Raw genomic sequence first — 19,081 nt, 5'->3', positions numbered from 1 at the left:
TTTGTTTAAAATTGATAACTCATACTAAATACCCAATAAAAAGTACTTTCTAAATCCTCTTCTACAATCACTTCATCTACGACTAAAGTTGCCTCATTTTGGGGTATTACTAAAGCAGGTAAAAATGAAAATGTAAATGAATCATATACATACCACATTGGCAAACTAAATTCTATTGCCATAAGATTAAAGTTTTCGCTTTCTTGCATGCCTACCTCCCTAATTATTTGAGTACTAACTCTACTTCCTTGCCCAGAACCCTGTCCAGAACGTCCACTTCCAAAACGATTATTTATATAATATTCTTCATAAAAATTTTGAGTCCCAAAATTAACTCCTGCTGTTGGAGAAATCTGAAATTTTTGATTATCTGAAAAAAAATCATGACTAATTTCTGTTGATAAAAAGTAATCTGAACTATCATTTTTATTAAAATATGTATTCGCAGTTACTCCTAAATTAATAACATTAAAATCGTATTTTAAACTTGCTGTTAGATCTGAGGCTACTTCTGAGATAACATTATTACTATCATCATTAAAAAAGTATTTTGTAAATGAAATATCTCCATCGAGTTTTTTAATACTAAAGTCATAACCTGCAGTAATTAAAAACAAATCTATTCTACCTTTATTAGATGCTGTTAAATATGATACAGAACCACTTGCATAAAAACCTTCCTTATTATGATATAGAATTGAAGGGTACAAATAAGGCGTTGCAATAGAATCTTTTCTTCCCATAAAAACAGCATCATTTATAAAACTTACATTCACAGAAACATAAGATGCCTCTTTATTTGTCATAAAAACAGCATCATTTATAAAATTTACCTTCGCAGAAGTATAAGACACCTCTTTATTTGTCATTATTTGTCCAATTGCTACTTCACTGAAAAAAGCAATTAATATGATAAAAATTGTATTTAGCTTTAAATTTTTCATGACATCCTTTTTAAGAGGTTTAAAAAGGGTTTATAGTATTATAAACCCTTTTTCTTGTTGATTTATGACTTTCCCTTTTTACTTGTTGTACTTTTAATATTAGCTTTTTTTTGAACTTTCTTTTTCAATAAATTCTTTTTTGCATTTATGTTTTTTTGCATTGTCATTTTTCTATGTGCATATGTATTTTTGTACATTTTACCATCTAAATTTAAACACTCACCATCCTTTAAACGCAACTGTTTTCTTTCTCTTGTTAAAAGTGCTCCATCCGGGTCTAATTGAGATCCGTCACCTAATTTTAATGGTTGTTGTAATCTACTTTGCTCTTGATTTCTAATTTGTACAACACCACCATCAACTAACATATAATGAACTCTATTCTGGTTTCTTTCTTGAATTTGATTCTGATTAAGTCCTTTATTTTCTTGTTGCACTTTATATCTATATTGATATTCATTACGATATCTAACTCCATCCATATCTAAACATTCACCTTCTTTTAAACGAAGTCCTACTTGGTCTCGAGTTACGTAATTCCCATTTGGGCTTACTACTGTTCCGTCATTCAGTGTTAATTTATCTTTTAGTCTAATTTGGTCTCTATCTCTAATCTGTAAGACATCTCCATCAACTAACATTAAACGTACTTGGTCTTGATCTCTCACTTGGTCTTTGTTTTGGTCTTTGTCTTGTGCTTTCATAACTGCTATTCCTAGAATAACAAAAGTTATCAGTAAAACTATTTTTTTCATGAATCTGGTATTTATTTTTAATTATTAATACAAGGTCTAATTTAAGTACAGAAAATGAACAATTAAATGACCTAAGTCAATCCAGCAAACATTAAAACATTTATTTTGTGCTCGTGAAAAACTTGAAAATATTTTTCTCAATAATCTTTTAAATTCGCAGTAAATTTCACAACTAAAAATATGAAAGCCAGTAATTTTAGTTGCAAAACAATAAAGGTGAAGTTTTAGAATAAGTATCTAAATTATCTATATCCTTGCAAGACCCTTTAATTACTATTGATTTGCTAACTTACACCCAGATATTATCACCATTTTTAGTAATTATTTGTACTAAAATGGCCTATTTTTCTTAAAGTTTATTTGACTGAAAATGATAGAAATAAAAACATCGGAAAAGGCAAAATTAAATCTTGAAGAAAAGGGTTTTTAAATATAGAAACACCAAATATTAAACTATGTTGATGAAATTAAAAGAATAAAGAAAGAAAAAAATGCAATCCCATTAGCTCATTATTATCAAATAGATGATATTTAACAAATTGCAGATTTTGTTGGAGATAGTTTAGCACTTGCTCAAGAAGCTGCAAAAACTAATGCTGATATTATTGTTTTTGCAGATGTTCATTTTATGGCAGAAACAGTAAAAATTTTAAATCTTAACAAAAAAGTTTTATGAACAGATTTATTAGCAGGTTGCTCTTAGATATCAAACTTTAGATATACGTTTTGGTTTTAAACCTTTTAAAAATGCAAATATTGAGTTTGCGTATATGAATATTTTTGATAAAACCTATAACAATCACTTAAATTTTAGTTTTATCAACCAAGTAGATTTTGGAAGAACACCAATCACAGAACCCGGCAGAAATTTATCCGCTTTTTTTCAGTATACTTTTTAAATAGGAGAAAAAGTCTTTTGGACAGCCTATTTATTTTTGCTCTAACTTCACAAACAACTCCATACCTTTTCTATTATGAAAAGAATTATAACAAGGTTCCATCCTTTTTATTTTAAAATAAGATTGAAAGTATGCTAAATACTCGTTTTTATTTCCTCCAAAAGGTGGATGATCCTCATTTAAAACGGCATCAAAAAGCAAACCTACTAATTTGCCTTGGGGTTGTAAAATAGCATTCATTTTAACTCCGTATTTAGTTCTTAACTCAGGGTGAATGGCACAGAAAAAAGTTTGTTCTATCACCAAATCAAACGTTTCTTCTAATTCGAAAAAATTAGCGTGAATTAATTGAGAAGAGGGAAAATTAGGCACGCGATCTAAAATGTTTTGAAGCGCAATTTCAGAAATATCTACCACATACACATTTTTAAAACCTTTATTAAAAAGATATTCTGCTTCGTAAGAATTCCCTCCACCTGGAATTAGAATTCGGATATCTTTATTTTCTAACTGATCAAAATAAGCTTTTAAAGGTGGAGAGACTTCCCCTAAATCCCAACCTATTTTGTTATTTGCGTATTTATTATTCCAAAAATCTTCGTTAAATTCCATGCGTTAAATTTACATTTTTCTACTCGTTAATGTTTAAAATGATACATAAAAAAACACCTGAAAATAAAATCAGGTGCTTCATTATTAACCATTAAAAAATTAACAAAAACTATTTATAATAGACACTAAATCTCTTTTTTGAACAACTCCAGATTGTCTCCAAAGTTGTTTTCCTTGTTTGTATAAAATTAATGTTGGCACACCCCTAACCTGATATTTTGCAGCGATAGCTTGGTTTTTATCAACATCAATTTTAATAATGGCTACTTTTTCTTGCAATGCGTCTTTTACTTCTTTTAAAATAGGACTCATCATTTTGCAAGGACCACACCATTCTGCAAAAAAATCGACTAAAACAGGTTTATCTTGATTAATTACTTCTGAAAAATTGCTCACAATTGCTATTATTTATTAAATGAAACATTCCAAATACCTCGAATTTCATTGATATCATATCCTACTGCCAAATCATTTGGATATAAAGTTTTAAGAGATGCCAATGTACTTTCTGATATTTGTTCTTTTGGCGTTCCGTGACACTGTAAACACATTCCGTTCGTTATAATCGGATAATATACGGTTACCTTGTCGGAACTTTCTACTACAATAGGGGCTGATTCTTTATTATTTTCAATGTTATTTTTAAAAATCTGAATGTATCCTAATTCTTCTTTATTCGCTTTGTTATTCGGGTTTCTTGGTTTATCGGAAACTCTTTTAATACTTGCTTTATGCACAACAGCCATGCTATCTGTAAGTGCATATGCTTTTGTATTACAAAAAGTTAATGCCGCTAAAGTGCCTTCTTTTTGAATTTTTCCCATTAAATTTTTTCCTAAAACTGCTTTGGTAGCCAGTGCATATTTTAATCCTCTCTCTGAGTATGGTAAAGCTTTGTCATTTACATTTGCCTCGTTCATCATGGCACCTCTTATTTTACCATTGCCTTTACCTTGACCATTTCCATTATTCATTCCTTTACCTCTTCCTTTGCCTCTTTCTTCGTTAAAATGCTCTTGAAACCATTCTGGCTCTTCGATATCATTGTCAAATAGGTAATCCGAAATTTCTTGAATGTTCTTTTCAGAAAAATATTGCTTGGGCATAACTCCAAATCTCCTTACCGCACCCCGCATTTTTGCATTTTCTTCCGTCGGATTTTTAATCCAATTTTGCATGGAAGCAATAAATGCTTCTTTTGTAATACCTTCAGAAATATAATGCTTCTTTATGGCAATCATCGGTGGTGCAATTCGATCTTCATGGCTACCAGTTGGACTATGACAAACATAGCACCTTGATTCCATTAATTTTTTTCCGGGATGTATTTCTTGATTGAGATTCTTTTTTGCGTAGGACGGCTCGTTACTTTTTTTACAACTAAAAAAACCTATCAACATTAAAATAAGTAGAATATATTTCATCTTTTTTTTTCAAAGATAAATAAGATAAAATCTGTTTTTGGTAACCTAAGTTACAGTTCTAGCACTTTGATACTATTTCTAAATAATTTAATTTTCTTTTCGTTTTCTAATTTTTTCAACAATCGAGAAACCACAACTCGTGAGGTATGTAAATCTTCAGATATTTGCTTATGTGTAGTTGACAATTCGTCATTATTATTCACCATGGCTTTGTCTTTTAAATATTTAAAAAGACGTTCATCCATTTTTAAAAAAGCAATCGTATCTACAGCCTCTAAAAGTTCATCCATTCTATTATGATAACTCTGTAAAATAAAAGCTTGCCAAGTTTTATAAGTTCCTAACCATTTTGCCATATTTTCTTTGGGCAACATAAGTAAGGTTACATCAGTTTCTGCCACGGCTCTAATTTTACTTTTAGTTTGTCCCATACAACAAGACAAGGTCATAGCGCAGGTATCTCCTTTTTCTAAATAATATAAAATTAATTCTTCTCCTTTTTCATCTTCCCGAATAATTTTAATTGCCCCGGTAAGTAATAACGGCATGGATTTTATATAATCTCCAAATTCTATGATTGTAGTATTTGATGAAAAAGTTTTTGACACACCAATTTTATTGATTTCGTTAATCAAATCTTCTTCAAATAAATACCCAAAATTAATTGTTAAATCGTTATTCATGTATAAAAAATATTAGATTATCAATTTAATAAAACGATTTAACAAAAACTAGAAAAATTTAGATAAACAGATTATTTGCTTGCTTTTTTATCGCTATTCATTAATAAGAACACAGCGGCAACTAAGCCAATTACAACCATAACAAATACACCAATCATTATAGTTCCATTCACCCAAGATACTAAAGGTACGTTTAATAAATTCATATGTTGTTTAATTTTGCGGTAAAATTAATACTTATAAAAGTTTTAAATCATGATAAAAGTCAGTCTCTAAAATTTAACATTCATAATATCCCCACTCAATTGCAATAATTGGAGCTCAATTAACTTGGCATCAAACTTTGCATTGTTTAATGCTGTTTTAGCATTTATTAAGTTAATTTGTGCTTGTCTGAATTCTACAGACGTAATTTGCCCTAATTTAAAACGCTCTTCTGTTCTGTTAAAATTATTTTTTGTAGTTAGTACATTTTGCTCTTGAGCCGATAAAATAAATAATTGATTTTTATAATTTTCCCAAGTGTTTTTTAGATTATTTGTAATATTCGCTTTTTGTTGCTCAAGCAATATTTGTTGATTGTCTAAAGCTATTTTTGCATTTGCCAGTCTTGTTTTTGTGCCTCCACCATCAAAAATATTCCAAGTTAAATTTAAACCGGCATTTAGACCATCCGAAGTAATTAATTTTGCCCCAAAAGGATTTATTAAGTTCTCATTTTCGGTTCTATTAAATCCGTAAGAAGCATTAAAACCTAAAGTTGGAAAATAGTTTGATTGATTTACTTTTATATTAAACTCGCTAATGGCAATATTCTTTTCATTTTGCTTTAAAAGCGAATTGTTCGCAATTGTTTTCTCCTCTAAATCTGCTAAATTTAACAACTTGTTATATGCAACTTCAGTTTCTACAATATAATTGGTTTCTTTATCAACACCTAAAATTACATTTAAGCCTCTTTTTGCATTACTTAATTGTTGCTTTGCACTGATGTATGTAATACTATCGTTATTAACATCTACTTGTGCATTTAAGTATTCTAATTTGGTAGATTGCCCATAATCGTATTGATATTGAGCTCGTTTTAAACGATTTTTTGAGATGGATAAAGCTTTTTGTAAATTATCTTTATTTTCTGATAAACGTGCAATTTGAAAATAAATCGTAAACAGTTGTAAATAAGTATTCTCTATGGTTTCTCTTGCTTGTAATTCTGTTAAATTATAGGTTTCTAACAATTGTTTGTAGTTGTATTTTCTACCCAAACCATCAAAAATTGTATAGTTTACACCTAAAGAGGCATTGTACGTTTTTGAGACGATTCCGCTTCCCGATATTTCTGCGTCATCTCCAGTATTTCGATCTGTAAAGATTAAACTTTGATTATTTCTTCGATAATCTGCTCCAGAAGTTAAGGTTGCTGTTGGCAAAAAACCTGTATTTAAAATATTAGAATTATTCTTAGCAATCTCTAAATTATTGGTTGCTATTTTAATTCCGAAATTATTCTTTAAAGTGATTTCTAACGCTTCTTTTTTAGTTAAAATTTCTTGCGAATAAATTTGGATAGTCGATAAAAAAGCGACGATTACTATTCCTATTTTATTAAACTTCATCTTCGTCATATTTAGATTCAATTATTGCTCTTTCTACCTCTTCTCTTGTAATATTTTCACCTGTTTTTAACCATTTTATTTTTGTTTTAATGGTATTTGAAACAGACAAAAACATGGGCAACATTATTAAGGTTAATATCGTTGCAATGGCAATTCCGTAGGCAATTGAAATTGCCATCGGAATTAAAAATTGAGCTTGCCTACTTTTTTCAAAAATTAAGGGAGCTAAACCTGCAACAGTAGTCAAAGAAGTTAAGAAAATAGCTCTAAAACGAGATTGACCTGCTCTTATGAGAGCCTCGTTAAATTTCATGCCTTCTTTAAGGTAACTGTTAAATTTACCAATCAAAACCAGACCATCGTTTACCATAATTCCGATTAAAGCAATAATTCCTAAAAAGGATAAAATACCAATGGCAAAGTTGTGAATATAGTGTCCCCAAATAACACCAATCATACTAAAAGGAATCATAATAATTAATAAAATTGGCTGACTGTAAGAACGGAACGTAAAAGCGATAACGATATAAATTAACAATAAAATTATTGGCGCTACAACATTTAAAGAATCTGTCGTTTTTTTGGCTTCTCTATTTTGCCCTTCGTACATGGGTGTTACGGTAGGATATTTAGATAGAATTTCAGGCATAATATTCGTTTTAATATTATCTAAAATTTCCGTTTCACTAGCGCTTAGAACTTTTAAATCTGCGGTAATTTGAATTTCTCTTTGCCCTTCTAAATGATTGATTGAAATATCTCCTCTTTCTATTACATAATTTGCAATTTCAGAAAACGGAACCCTTACACCTGTTGGGGTGATAATACGCATGTCGTCTAAATTTTTAATAGAAGACCTGTCTTTTTTATCATAACGAACCCAAACCTTTATTTCATCTTGACCCCGTTGAAAACGCTGTGCTTGAAAACCAAAAAAACCAGCTCTTACTTGTGCCATTACTGTTTGAAGATTTACCCCCAAAACATACGCCTTGTCCTTTAGTTTAATTCTAACTTCTTTTATTCCTGCCGGATCATTATCTGTAACATCTTTTAATAGTGGATTATTCTCTAAAACCTCTTTTAGCTCGGCTTTCACAGCTTTTAACTCTTTAATATTATTTCCTAATAAAGAAACAGCAACCGGACTACCACCAAAATTACCACCAGAACCAAAAACCAAGCTTTCTACACCATAAATTTTACCTACTTTTTCTTCAATGGAGTTTGTAATTTCTGGTGATGAAAAATCTCTTGTTTCACCAGGTAAAAGATTTACGCTCAAAGACCCATTTGCACTTCCGGGACCTATTCTTTTAATGATATTTTCTACAACCTGTATGTTACCCGTTTGCTTTTCTGTATATTCTTTATTTACCAACCAAACCTTCTCTTCAATCATAGAAATTATAGAATCTGTGATTTTTTCATTGGTTCCTTGTGGCATATTAAGTGTAATTTGTACGCGATCACTCGCAATTCTTGGAAAAAAAGAACTTTTAACAATACCCCCTTTTAGCGCTGAAAAACTGATTAATAGCGATGCTACAAAAACACAAAAAATAAAAATTTTATTCTGCAAAGAAAATTTTAAAAAAGGCACATAATACTTGTCTCTAAAATTTACTAATAAACTATCTGCTCCTTTATTAATCTGCTTAAAGAAAGCATCTAATTTGTTTGTTTTTTTGATAATTCCGTTTTCTTTTCTCTTTCTATCCAATGCTTTAGAATGTGCAATATGCGCAGGGAGAATTATTAAGGCCTCAATTAAAGAAACCGTTAAGGTAAGAAGTACAATTGTGGAAACTTCCCCAAAGAAACTTCCGATTCTTCCATCCACAAAAAAGAAGGTTGAAAAGGCTATTATTGTAGTTAAAATTGCGGAAACTATTGGCGGTATTACTTCCATGGTACCATCTATAGCCGCTCTAATTTTAGATTTTCCTAAGTCATAATAGTGATGGTAAATGTTTTCTCCAATCACAATTCCGTCATCTACCAAAATACCAATCACAATAATCATCCCAAATAAGGATAAAACATTAATGGTGACTCCTAATTGTGCAGCGAAAATAAACATCCCCAAAAAGGATATTGGCAATCCAAAAGCTACCCAAAACGCCAAACGTAAGTTTAAAAATAATGCCAGAAAAAAAAGTACCAAAAGAATTCCTGATATGGCATTTTTAGCGAGCAACCAAGTTCTATCATTTAGGGTTGTACTTCGATCACTGGTAATGTTTAGTTGAACGTTTTGCTGAACTTGATTATATTTATGAATATAGTCTTTAATTTTATCCGCAGACGAAATTAAGTCCTCATTATTCGTATTACTTACAGTTATATCGATGGCTAAATTTCCGTTATAATACAATCTATCGGGATTTTCTGACCAAGTATCTCTTATTTCTGCAACATCTTTTAGACGTATAATGTTTCCATTAATTTCAGTTCTTACAATCAAATTTTGCAACTCAATTCCGTAATACGAACGGTTGCTAGCACGAATTAAATAATCTTCAGCATCGGTTTTAATGTTTCCACCTGTAATTAAAAGATTAGAATTTCGAACCGCATTAGAAACCTCTGTAATTGATAAATTGTATGCTATTAAATCTTTTTCTCGAAGCGCAATTTCAATCTCCTCTTCTGGAAATCCAGAAAGTGCTACTTGCGAAATTCCTTCGATTCCGCGGATATCGTTTTCTACATTTCTTGCATATTGTTTTAATACTTTTAAAGAAACATTTTCTCCGCTTAATGTAAAACTTATGGTTGGTCTATTGTTTTCAACCTTTGCAATCACGGGAGGTTCCATTCCGGAAGGAAAAGAAGGCACTCTATCTACTGCATTTTTTACATCGGATAAAACAACATCTATATTTTTTCCTTTTTCCACTTCAACATTTACACTTGCCGAATTTTCACTAGATATAGAAGTTACTCTTTCTACACCCACAATTCCTTTTAAATTATCTTCAATTTTAAGGACAACTCCTTCTTCCATTTCTGCAGGAGAAGCACCAGGGTATGCCAAAGAAATTCTAATTAACTGCGAATCTACCAAAGGAAAAAAGGAAGATTTCATGCTAATTGCACCGATAATACCAAAAACAACAAATGCAATAATCATTACATTTACGGCAACAGGATATTTTATAAAGTACGTTATGATTTTTTTCATATTGTTACTTCTTTGAATTAATTTTTACAATCATACCATCAAAAGCGCCTGCTAAAGTTTGAGATAAAACTTTTTCACCGTTATTTAAACCTTGAATAATAACTGTTTCTGCACTAAAATAAACTGGATTTACCTTGGTTTTCGTTAAAATACTATCTTTTTTTACAGTGTAAACAGCCTCATTATCTACCAATAATTTTCTAGGTATTTCTAGAGCATTCGCAATTGTTTTTGCTTTTAAGTTTGCTTCTAAAAACATTCCTTCTTTTAGATCAGGATGTTTTAAATCGATGTAAGCATTGATTGTTTGGGTTACCTGATCAATTCTACCATTTACGCGAACAACGGTGCCTGCATATACTTCTGATTTATTAGAATTGGTTAAGGTTACCGATTTGCCTACCTTTAACAAATCGGCAAATTCAGCATTGATAGAAACTTCCATTTCATAAATACTTGTATCAATAAATTCACCTAATTTTTGCCCTACTCTTACCAAAGAACCGTTTGTAACCAAAGCCTCGGTAAGAACTCCCGTAAATGGAGCCCTAATTTGATGTTTAGACAAACGAACTTCTAAATTTTTAACATTGTAATAAGCCGTTAAAATTCCACGGCCAGAGATAAAGTATTTTTCTTTGTTTGTTGAAAACTCAGGAAGTTCTGGCACGCTTTTATCCATATCAAAATTTTCTAAATATGTTTCCCATGTTTTAAATTCTGATGGAAAATCTAATCGTAAATCTGGTAAAACAGCCGTAATTAAGTTATATAAATTACTCTTTTGCGATTGTAAGCTTGCGTAAAATTCATCGCTGTTAATATTTAATAAAACCTGTCCTTTCGTATAATTTGTACCTGGTTTAAAAGCTTTGTTTGCTGTATTTAATACTCCTTGAACTTCAGAAAAAATTTCAATTTTATTTTTAGCTGATAAATTACCATTCGCATAAATAATTACAGGAATTTCTTTATTTTCAACCCTATTCACAAAAACAGTTTTTACACTTTTTTTAAATTTTGGCCTTGGCTTTTGGTTTTTATCGGTGAAATACTTGCCTAAAAAAATGGCACCAGCAATTAATAGAACACCTAAAATGGCTAGAATTATTTTTCTCATAATTAGTTAGTTGAAGTTTTATTGTTAGGCCTAAAACCTAACATTTAAAGTTGTGCAAAGATACTTTTTTGACCTAAATGACCTCTTTAAGTTTGTTCTTACTATGTTAAAGAAATGTTATAATTAAACAATTTAGAATCATACCAATTAAAACCACTTAATTTTAAGAACTTTGCAATAAATAAAACAACCAATAGCTTCTTGAATTTTTATAAAAAAACAGCAAATGCACTTTTTTTTTCTTCTATTGATGAAATTTCAGAGGAAATATGGACGTCTTTGGATTGCGAACAAAATCTATATTTTCATCGCAATTTTCTAAAATCTATTGAAAAAAATCATCCAGAAATTAAATTTTTGTACATTGTATTAATCGATAAAAACAAAAAACCTAAAGCTTTTGCCTCTATTCAAATTATTAATTTTTACTTTGAAAATGTTCAAAATGAATTAAAATTTCATCTTCAAAAATTAAGAAGTTTTGGTCAAAAAATTTATCTGCTTCCAAAGAAAAAACCACTACAACTTTTAATTTGTGGCAATACTTTTGTGAGTGGAGAACATGGTCTGTTCATTCATCAACATCAAGATAAAAAGAAGAGCATTAACGAAATGGCACAAGCTATTTTGCACTTCGTAGATCTTGATGTCAGTTTAAAAATTGATGCTTTTTTATTCAAAGATTTTATCAATGAATCGCTCTCTATTACTGATGAATTAAAGAAATACAACTATCATCCTTTTTTAGTTGAACCCAACATGGTGTTAAATCTTCATGAAAATTGGAGAAATTTTGATGATTATCTTGCATCCATGAAAACCAAGTTTAGGGTAAAAGCAAAAAAAGCACTTCAATTAAGTGCAGCAATAAAAATTGAAGAAGTAATTTTAAGAAATATTGAAACTCAATTACCAAAAATGACTGCTTTATATCAAAAAGTTGCTACCAAAGCTAATTTTAATTTAGGCGATTTTAATCTTGCTACGTACCAAGATTTGAAAGAAAATTTTGGAGATCAATATATCTTAAAAACCTATTGGTTGCAAGGTGAAATTGTTGGTTTTATGTCGGGGCTTATCAACGAAAATTCTTTGGATGCCCATTTTGTTGGCATTGATTATAATTTGAATAGAGAGCACGCTATTTATCAAAGAATGTTGTATGATTATATAGAAATTGCCATCAAAAAAAACTTAAAAACTATTAATTTTGGAAGAACTGCAAGTGAAATTAAAAGTTCTGTGGGTGCAACTCCGCAAGATTTAACCATGTATGTTCGTCATAAAAAAAGTATTACAAACAGAATTTTAAAGTTATTTTTGCAACGTGTACAACCTACATCATTTCAGCAGAAATTCCCTTTTAAAAACTAACATATCTTCATGAAAAATAGCAAAGAATTAATAGAACTTTTAAATTTAACAGCCCTTGACAGTCATAATTTTTCTGGAGAAAGTGTCACAATTGGGAGCACTATTGTTTTTGGCGGCCAAGTTTTAGCTCAAGCCGTAAATGCAGCCTACAGAACAATTCCTGAAGATCGTTTTTTACACTCTTTACATTCCTATTTTTTAGAGGCCGGAGACCTTACAATTCCCATTAAGTATAATGTTGCCGAAATGAGAAATGGTGGCAGTTTTTCTACAAGGCGAGTTACAGCCTCTCAAAAAGAAAAAACTATTTTTATTTTAGCGGCTTCATTTCATAAGAAAGAAGATGGTTTTGAGCATCAACAGGAAATAACCACTCCTATTAAACAACCCGAAGAATTAATGAGTTGGGAAGATATGGTTATAAAATTTGGCAATTTTTTACCTAAGAGAATTAAATCTTTTTTAAGTATAGAAAGACCTATCGATTTTAAACCCGTGCGTGCTTCGAATCCTCTAGAGCGTGAAAACTTACCTGCAAAAGAGGAAATTTGGTTTAAATTAAAAGGTGATATTCCTGAGATGGATATGCGAATGAAACATCAAATTTTGACCTATATTTCTGACTACAATGTATTAAATGCGGCTTTTAACCCCAATGCAAAAGAGTATAATTTTGGGAATACAATGACCGCTAGTTTAGACCATTCTATGTGGTTTTTTAGAGATTTTGAGTTTGATGATTGGATGCTTTTCTCGGCAGAATCTCCGAATACTTTTGGCGCAAGAGGTTTATGCAGAGGAAATATTTTTACAAGAGATGGTAAACTCGTGGCATCTTTTGCACAAGAAGGATTAATGAGACCGATGAAAAATAAGTAAATTTTAAAAAATAATAAGTATGAATTCTATGACCTACGTACTAACCACCAATGGTGTGCTATTTTTAATTAGCTTACTATTTTGGAAGTTTCCACCAAAAAAAATTAACCGTTTATATGGCTATAGAACTTACAAAGCCATGTTAAATCAACAAATATGGGATTTTGCCAACAGTACCTTTAATCAAACTTTTTTAATGTATAGCGGGTTTTCTTTTTTAGGCGGATTACTTTTGGCAAGTTTTTCTGCCAAAGAATTATCTTGGGAACCGATGGTTTTGGTAATGCTGTCTATTATTGTGAGTATTATAAAAACAGAACGCGCTTTAAATGATACTTTTACAGAAGAAGGAAAAAAGAAGAAATAGGTATACTCTTTCATAAATTCTTCTCAGAAGAAGTACTATTCGCTAAATCCTTGCCCTTTATCATCAACTAAAAACAGTTTCTAAAATTTGTAAAGATTTTGGATTTCTAAAACTGTCTAAATGCAACGCATAGTACTTAATGATTACTTGTAAGACTAGTTGCCTTTCATCTTTGCTATAAGTAACTGTTTCTAAACGATTAAAATTGATGCCCAATAGCTTTTTAAATTGATAAAAATCATTTCGATAAATTACATTTTTATCTTGTGTGCTATCGGAAAAATTACCTTCTAAAAGATTAAAACCTATTTTATCTTTTTCTGACAAATCTGGATAAAAGCCTAAAAAACCAGTTAAATTGAGTAAAAACAGCAGGTGGAAATTCACAATTTTATCATGCGTATCTAACCATATAAAAGCCGTTTCTAAATAGGCATACAGTGTTTTATTTTGCTCTTCTTCTTGAATGGAACTTGATAAAACTTCCGATAAAAAAAGCACCATAGATTGTTTTACAATATCCGAATGAATCGTTTTATAAGGATGATGAACTTGGACTTCTTTTATAGCGTTTAACGTATTTTTAGAATTGTGATTTGCTACCATCTTTAATTGCGTTAATGGCTGAAAATAGGCAACTTTGATTCCTTTCTTTTTGGGTTTTAAAACACCTCGAATCAAATAGGTTTTTACGCCTTCTTCTTCGGTGTAGCATTTAACAATTAAGCTCGTATCTCCATATTTTATGGCGCTCAATACAATTGCTTTAGTGTTTACGATGGCCATTAATTTACAATTGCAATTTTTGTAGTAGCCGTTTCTGATCCGTCTTCATTTGATAATAAAACGATATAAATACCAGAAGCAACGTTGTTTCCTGCCAAGTTTTTTTTGTTCCAAACCACCTTTCCTCCTTGAACTTCTTGCCCTTCAATAACGTTCGTTTCGTACACCAAATTACCAGCAACATCCAAAATTTTCACATTGGTTCCTTTTGGTAAATTGGTTCCGTTTCTACCATCTATCGTAATGGTTTGATGGTTTTTTAACGCAGGATTTGGGTAAGCATATACATCGGCTAAAACGTCTCCAAAAGGAGAAACATTACTATTATAAGCAACGATACCTTTGTCTGTGGCAAAATATACTTTCCCGTTATCATTATCTACCCTTATTTTTAAAATTCTATTAGATGGCAAAGGAGAGTTTTGTTTGCTAAAATTTCCTAAGGTTACTTGTCCTGAAGGATTTGTATACAAAACACCTCCATTATCTGTGCCAAACCACTTATTATCTGCGCCGTCTACCACAATAGAATTTACGCGTTGATCTCCCAACAAACGCTCTCCCACTCCGTTTTCTTCTATAATTACAGGTCGTGCATTTAAAACATTTGCATCGAAAACTGCCCCAGCGTTTCTAAATACTACCATGCCACTTCTTGTGCCTAACCAAACACTATTGCCACTATCTACTGCTATTGTAAGTACGTCTGTATCTGGCAAATTTCCTAAATTTGGGGTTGCTATGAGTGCTCTTTTTCTATTGCCACGTTCGTTGTATGCATACACGCCATTTCTTCTTGTTCCTATCCAAACGGTATTATTATTGTCAATTGCCACGTCACTTAAACCAAAAGCAAATATGGTTTGTAACGAACTAATATCAAAACTACTCCATTGCCCTGTGGGCGATAATTTTTTGAGCTCCTCCGTTCTACTAATATTCGCAACCCATAAATTGCCTTCGTTATCAAATGTAGTCCCTGTTATCCTTACTGTAACTCTATTCGGTATCGTAGGTTCTAAATCTGTTAAACCACTATTTAAGTGATTATAAAAAACACTTATTTCGTCATTTTCCACTACTAATAAACCTCCAGTGGCAACACTATTGATATCTCGGGTATCTCCCATAGAGCTTATATAAACTTTATTTTCGGCATTCGGATCAATAGAAATATGATTCAAATCGATTATCGGAAAATTAGGATCAAATTTTGTGTTTATCCAATTTTCACCGTTAAAATGACTGAATCCTTTTCTATTTTGAGCAGGTGTGTATGTGGCATTATATCCTCCGTAAACAACCCAAAGATTATTATTTTTTACGGCTATTGAGAACACACTATTTTCTAAAGGACCTTCGGGGTGAATTTCTTGATAGGTGTTTAATTCAGTTGCAGTGGTTTTTAAAATTCCGAATTCTTCAGTACCTATATACATCGTATTATTCTCAAAAAAAGCACTTGTTGTTGTAAAATCAAAATCAAGATTTCCCTGAAATTCAAAAATTTGATTTTGAGAAACATCCCATACTAAAACTTTATTCTTTAATGTTATGGTTACATGAGAACTGGAAGCATTTAAACCGATAATCGGTTCAAAAAAGTCTCTAACCAATGTTAAAGTATTATCACTTAAAATAAACAACCTATTGCCTTCCGTTACATATATTTGATTGTTAAAAATTTTAATACTACTAAAATTACGTCGTAAAAATTGTTGTTGCCAATTATTAAAATCGATTAAAAGATTACTAGTAACATCCGCGTTAAAAATACCATCTTCTGTAACTGCATAAATTTTATCATTAAAAAGAACCGTTTCATTGATGACTAATGATGTAGAGGCGTTACCAATAAAAAAAGTATCACCAAACTCTAACTTTTCTATGTTATACTCTACAATAGCAAAGGGTGTTGACAGGTATAAAGTGTTGCCAAATTCTGATATATGATTGATTCTTTTTTGCCCAGATTGACTAAAGTTAACAATGTCAGACGAGATGGTGATGGATTCATTTTCATCAATAACTTCTACCAAACCATTTTCATAGCCAATAACGAGTCTCTTAAAAGTAGTACTATAGTATATGGCCGATGTTGTTTCGCCAGATAAACCTTGTATTGAAGAAAATTTACTGATTTCTGAAGTGATTTCATCAAATGTAAACACGGCATTATCTACCAAAGCGTATATAATATTATCAACCTTTACAAAGTCTTTTACATTATTGTAAGAATAAAAATCCTCCCATGAATCACTATAATCTACTTGCGCATTGATTAGCGAATTGATGCATAAAAACCAAAGAAAAAAATACTTTTTCATAAATTATTATAGATTTCCAAAGATATTTAATTATTGTAAAGTAACGTTAAAAACAAGTATATTAGTGCAAAAATGAATAGATTTTTATGAGTTTAGAAATTGAAAGAAAATTCTTGGTAAAAAATGAAAATTTTAAAAAAGAATTTTATAAAAAAACAAGGATAAAACAAGGATATTTAAATTCTGATAAAAGCAGGACAGTACGAATTAGAATTACGGATGATGCCGCTTTTTTAACCATTAAAGGCAAATCTAATACAACGGGTACAACTCGTTTTGAATGGGAAAAGGAAATTGACAAAATCGAAGGTGAGCAATTGCTACTTTTATGTGAACTTTCTATTATTGATAAAACTCGATTTTATGTAAAAAATGATCCTCATATTATTGAGGTTGATGAATTTTACGGCGATAACCAAGGTTTACTGATAGCAGAAATAGAATTGAATTCAGAAAATGAATCTTTTAAAACACCAACTTGGTTAGGCAAAGAAGTTACTGGTCATGAAAAATATTACAATTCTAAACTCTGTAAAAACCCTTTTAAAAACTGGTCATGATACCATTTTGCCCTTTGAAATTACGAACTAATATTACAGATTATAAATTGCTAAAAAATGACTTAAACTACCCAATAACACAAAAACATGAAAAACAGCATGGTTATACGGCATCTTTTTAATGGAATATAAAATGGCACCAACAGAATAAAAAACGCCTCCAGCAACTAAAAACTGAAATCCAGCTGTGGTTATACTTTCCATTAATGGTTTTATAAAAAACATTATTTGCCAGCCCATTAAGAGATACATTGCAGTAGAAATTTTATCAAATTTACCCGTAAAAAATAGTTTTAATATGATTCCGGTTAAAGCAAAAAGCCACACAAAAAGAAACATATACCAACCTAAACTAGAATTTAAACCTACCAGACAAAAGGGCGAATAACTACCCGCAATTAAAACATAAATTGCAGCATGGTCTAAAATATTTAGTTTTCTTCTCTTCTTCGGATTTTTTGCTGCATGATAAAACGTAGAAGCTGCATATAAAACAATCATACTTAAACTATAAATGATAAGGCTTACAGGTTGCCAAAAACCATCAAAATTAAATGATTTTAGGATTAAAAAGGGTGCAGCAATTACGCTTAAAACCAATCCTAATCCATGAGAAATTATATTCAACTTCTCTTCTCTGTCGCTATATTGGTGATTTAAACTCTCGCTCATTATTGGGTCTGTTTGTGTCTTTCATATATTTTTGATCCTTTAATAAATCGGCTTCTATTTGCTGAAAGACTTGTTGTCTTAAAAAGGGCACATCCTCTTTTGTTAATTCTTTTGTATCTATAAACTTATGTTGATGAATTCTAAAAAACCCAGGACCTCCTTTAAAAAAATCCCAAGAAAACAACCGTTTACAATCATAATAAATTTGAGGTACAATGGGTATATCAAACTCAATTGCCAAACTAAAAGCTCCGTTTTTAAAAGGTGCCAAAACAATATTTTCTGTAGGCACTAATCCTTCAGGAAAAATAGCCATACTCGTTCCGTTTTGTAATTTTTTTTTCGCCATTTTATAGACTTTTTTTCGACTTTCAGGATTGCTCCTATCCACCATAATGACTACTTTTTTATAAAAATACCCAAAAATAGGAATTTTAACAAACTCCATTTTTCCAACAAAAACAATAGGATTTTTACTCAAAGCAATCAGCACAAGAGGATCCATCATTGAGGTATGGTTGGGGCAAAACATATAACTTTTATGTCGATCTAAAACGTCATCTGTCGTTACTCGTAATCGAAAACCCATTCCATAAATCAATGTTTTTGCCCAAATTCTAATCATTTTCCAAAAAATTGGATAGTAAGACTCTTTAGAGGTTAAAATCAATAAAAAAGGAATCATTAAAACAATGGTTACTGCTACCAAAATATAAAACCAAATTCGCCAAACTAAAAGAAAAGGGGTTTTAATATATTTCATCATATAATTCAGCTTTATAAGATTATTGTAAAAAAAATCATTCAAGAAGCGTAAAGTTGCCAACATCACATGCTAAAATAGTGGTAAAAATACTAATATTCTTTTGTTTGATT

18 protein-coding genes and 1 pseudogene are annotated in these 19,081 nt (G+C 30.7%); 5 read left to right on the top strand and 14 right to left on the bottom strand.

Going from position 1 to position 19,081, the window contains the following annotated elements; all coding sequences use genetic code 11:
* Nucleotides 1-5 precede the first annotated feature (5 nt).
* Complete coding sequence (locus K8354_RS18365) at nt 6-944, bottom strand: hypothetical protein (protein WP_223444237.1); 939 nt, start codon at nt 942-944, stop codon at nt 6-8.
* A 62-nt stretch (nt 945-1,006) separates the two neighbouring features.
* Nucleotides 1,007-1,699: a DUF6799 domain-containing protein gene (locus tag K8354_RS18360; protein WP_223444234.1), complete on the bottom strand. Its 693-nt coding sequence runs from the start codon at nt 1,697-1,699 to the stop codon at nt 1,007-1,009.
* A 445-nt stretch (nt 1,700-2,144) separates the two neighbouring features.
* On the opposite strand from K8354_RS18360, the pseudogene nadA reads away from it, so the two are divergent.
* A pseudogene (gene nadA, locus K8354_RS18355) lies at nt 2,145-2,372 on the top strand (quinolinate synthase NadA); the annotation flags it as partial.
* A 256-nt stretch (nt 2,373-2,628) separates the two neighbouring features.
* Here the strand turns inward: nadA and K8354_RS18350 are convergent.
* From K8354_RS18350 to K8354_RS18320, 8 genes are all read right to left on the bottom strand, one after another.
* Nucleotides 2,629-3,210: a methyltransferase domain-containing protein gene (locus K8354_RS18350; RefSeq protein WP_223444232.1), complete on the bottom strand. Its 582-nt coding sequence runs from the start codon at nt 3,208-3,210 to the stop codon at nt 2,629-2,631.
* Nucleotides 3,211-3,309: 99 nt separating this feature from the next.
* Complete coding sequence (gene trxA / locus K8354_RS18345; protein WP_223444231.1) at nt 3,310-3,606, bottom strand: thioredoxin; 297 nt, start codon at nt 3,604-3,606, stop codon at nt 3,310-3,312.
* 8 nt (nt 3,607-3,614) lie between these two features.
* The gene (locus K8354_RS18340; protein ID WP_223444224.1) at nt 3,615-4,634 is read right to left on the bottom strand and encodes a Tll0287-like domain-containing protein; all 1,020 of its coding nucleotides are present in this window, start codon (nt 4,632-4,634) and stop codon (nt 3,615-3,617) included.
* A gap of 50 nt (nt 4,635-4,684) precedes the next feature.
* A complete protein-coding gene (locus K8354_RS18335; RefSeq protein WP_223444223.1) occupies nt 4,685-5,317 on the bottom strand; it encodes a Crp/Fnr family transcriptional regulator in 633 nt (210 codons plus the stop codon).
* 71 nt (nt 5,318-5,388) lie between these two features.
* Nucleotides 5,389-5,523, bottom strand: coding sequence for a hypothetical protein (locus K8354_RS18750; RefSeq protein ID WP_302850520.1), 135 nt, complete (start codon nt 5,521-5,523; stop codon nt 5,389-5,391).
* 66 nt (nt 5,524-5,589) lie between these two features.
* Nucleotides 5,590-6,933 carry a TolC family protein gene (locus K8354_RS18330; protein WP_223444222.1) on the bottom strand — a complete coding sequence of 448 codons (1,344 nt, stop codon included), beginning with the start codon at nt 6,931-6,933 and terminating at the stop codon, nt 5,590-5,592.
* Nucleotides 6,923-10,120 carry an efflux RND transporter permease subunit gene (locus K8354_RS18325; protein WP_223444221.1) on the bottom strand — a complete coding sequence of 1,066 codons (3,198 nt, stop codon included), beginning with the start codon at nt 10,118-10,120 and terminating at the stop codon, nt 6,923-6,925. Before K8354_RS18325 ends, K8354_RS18330 begins: the two co-directional genes overlap by 11 nt.
* 4 nt (nt 10,121-10,124) lie before the next feature.
* Nucleotides 10,125-11,240 (bottom strand): efflux RND transporter periplasmic adaptor subunit, encoded by a 1,116-nt coding sequence (locus tag K8354_RS18320; RefSeq protein ID WP_223444220.1) that lies wholly within the window; start codon nt 11,238-11,240, stop codon nt 10,125-10,127.
* 201 nt (nt 11,241-11,441) lie between these two features.
* Here K8354_RS18320 and K8354_RS18315 point away from each other — a divergent pair, with 201 nt between their 5' ends.
* From K8354_RS18315 to K8354_RS18305, 3 genes are read left to right on the top strand one after another with little or no spacing between them, the layout of a single operon-like run.
* Entirely contained in the window at nt 11,442-12,614 is a 1,173-nt protein-coding gene (locus K8354_RS18315) for a peptidogalycan biosysnthesis protein (RefSeq protein ID WP_223444219.1), read from the top strand.
* A gap of 9 nt (nt 12,615-12,623) precedes the next feature.
* The gene (locus K8354_RS18310) at nt 12,624-13,493 is read left to right on the top strand and encodes an acyl-CoA thioesterase (RefSeq protein ID WP_223444218.1); all 870 of its coding nucleotides are present in this window, start codon (nt 12,624-12,626) and stop codon (nt 13,491-13,493) included.
* Nucleotides 13,494-13,512: 19 nt separating this feature from the next.
* Nucleotides 13,513-13,860 carry an SdpI family protein gene (locus K8354_RS18305; RefSeq protein ID WP_223444217.1) on the top strand — a complete coding sequence of 116 codons (348 nt, stop codon included), beginning with the start codon at nt 13,513-13,515 and terminating at the stop codon, nt 13,858-13,860.
* Between the two features lie 63 nt (nt 13,861-13,923).
* On the opposite strand, the gene recO is transcribed toward K8354_RS18305, so the two are convergent.
* Complete coding sequence (gene recO / locus K8354_RS18300; RefSeq protein ID WP_223444215.1) at nt 13,924-14,646, bottom strand: DNA repair protein RecO; 723 nt, start codon at nt 14,644-14,646, stop codon at nt 13,924-13,926.
* Nucleotides 14,646-16,973, bottom strand: a complete 2,328-nt coding sequence (gene porZ, locus K8354_RS18295; RefSeq protein WP_223444213.1) for a type IX secretion system anionic LPS delivery protein PorZ — start codon at nt 16,971-16,973, stop codon at nt 14,646-14,648. Before porZ ends, recO begins: the two co-directional genes overlap by 1 nt.
* An 86-nt stretch (nt 16,974-17,059) precedes the next feature.
* Here porZ and K8354_RS18290 point away from each other — a divergent pair, with 86 nt between their 5' ends.
* Nucleotides 17,060-17,533, top strand: a complete 474-nt coding sequence (locus K8354_RS18290; RefSeq protein ID WP_223444211.1) for a CYTH domain-containing protein — start codon at nt 17,060-17,062, stop codon at nt 17,531-17,533.
* 33 nt (nt 17,534-17,566) lie between these two features.
* On the opposite strand, the gene trhA is transcribed toward K8354_RS18290, so the two are convergent.
* Nucleotides 17,567-18,205: a PAQR family membrane homeostasis protein TrhA gene (gene trhA / locus K8354_RS18285; protein ID WP_223444209.1), complete on the bottom strand. Its 639-nt coding sequence runs from the start codon at nt 18,203-18,205 to the stop codon at nt 17,567-17,569.
* Complete coding sequence (locus K8354_RS18280) at nt 18,177-18,968, bottom strand: lysophospholipid acyltransferase family protein (protein WP_437440134.1); 792 nt, start codon at nt 18,966-18,968, stop codon at nt 18,177-18,179. The genes trhA and K8354_RS18280 overlap by 29 nt, the downstream gene beginning before the upstream one ends.
* Between the last annotated feature and the right edge of the window lie 113 nt (nt 18,969-19,081).

The organism is Polaribacter litorisediminis, from assembly GCF_019968605.1.
In the GTDB taxonomy this organism is placed as follows: Bacteria; Bacteroidota; Bacteroidia; order Flavobacteriales; family Flavobacteriaceae; genus Polaribacter; species Polaribacter litorisediminis.
The sequence above is the reverse complement of the archived record's forward strand: the minus strand, read 5'-3'. Positions and strand labels throughout refer to the sequence as shown.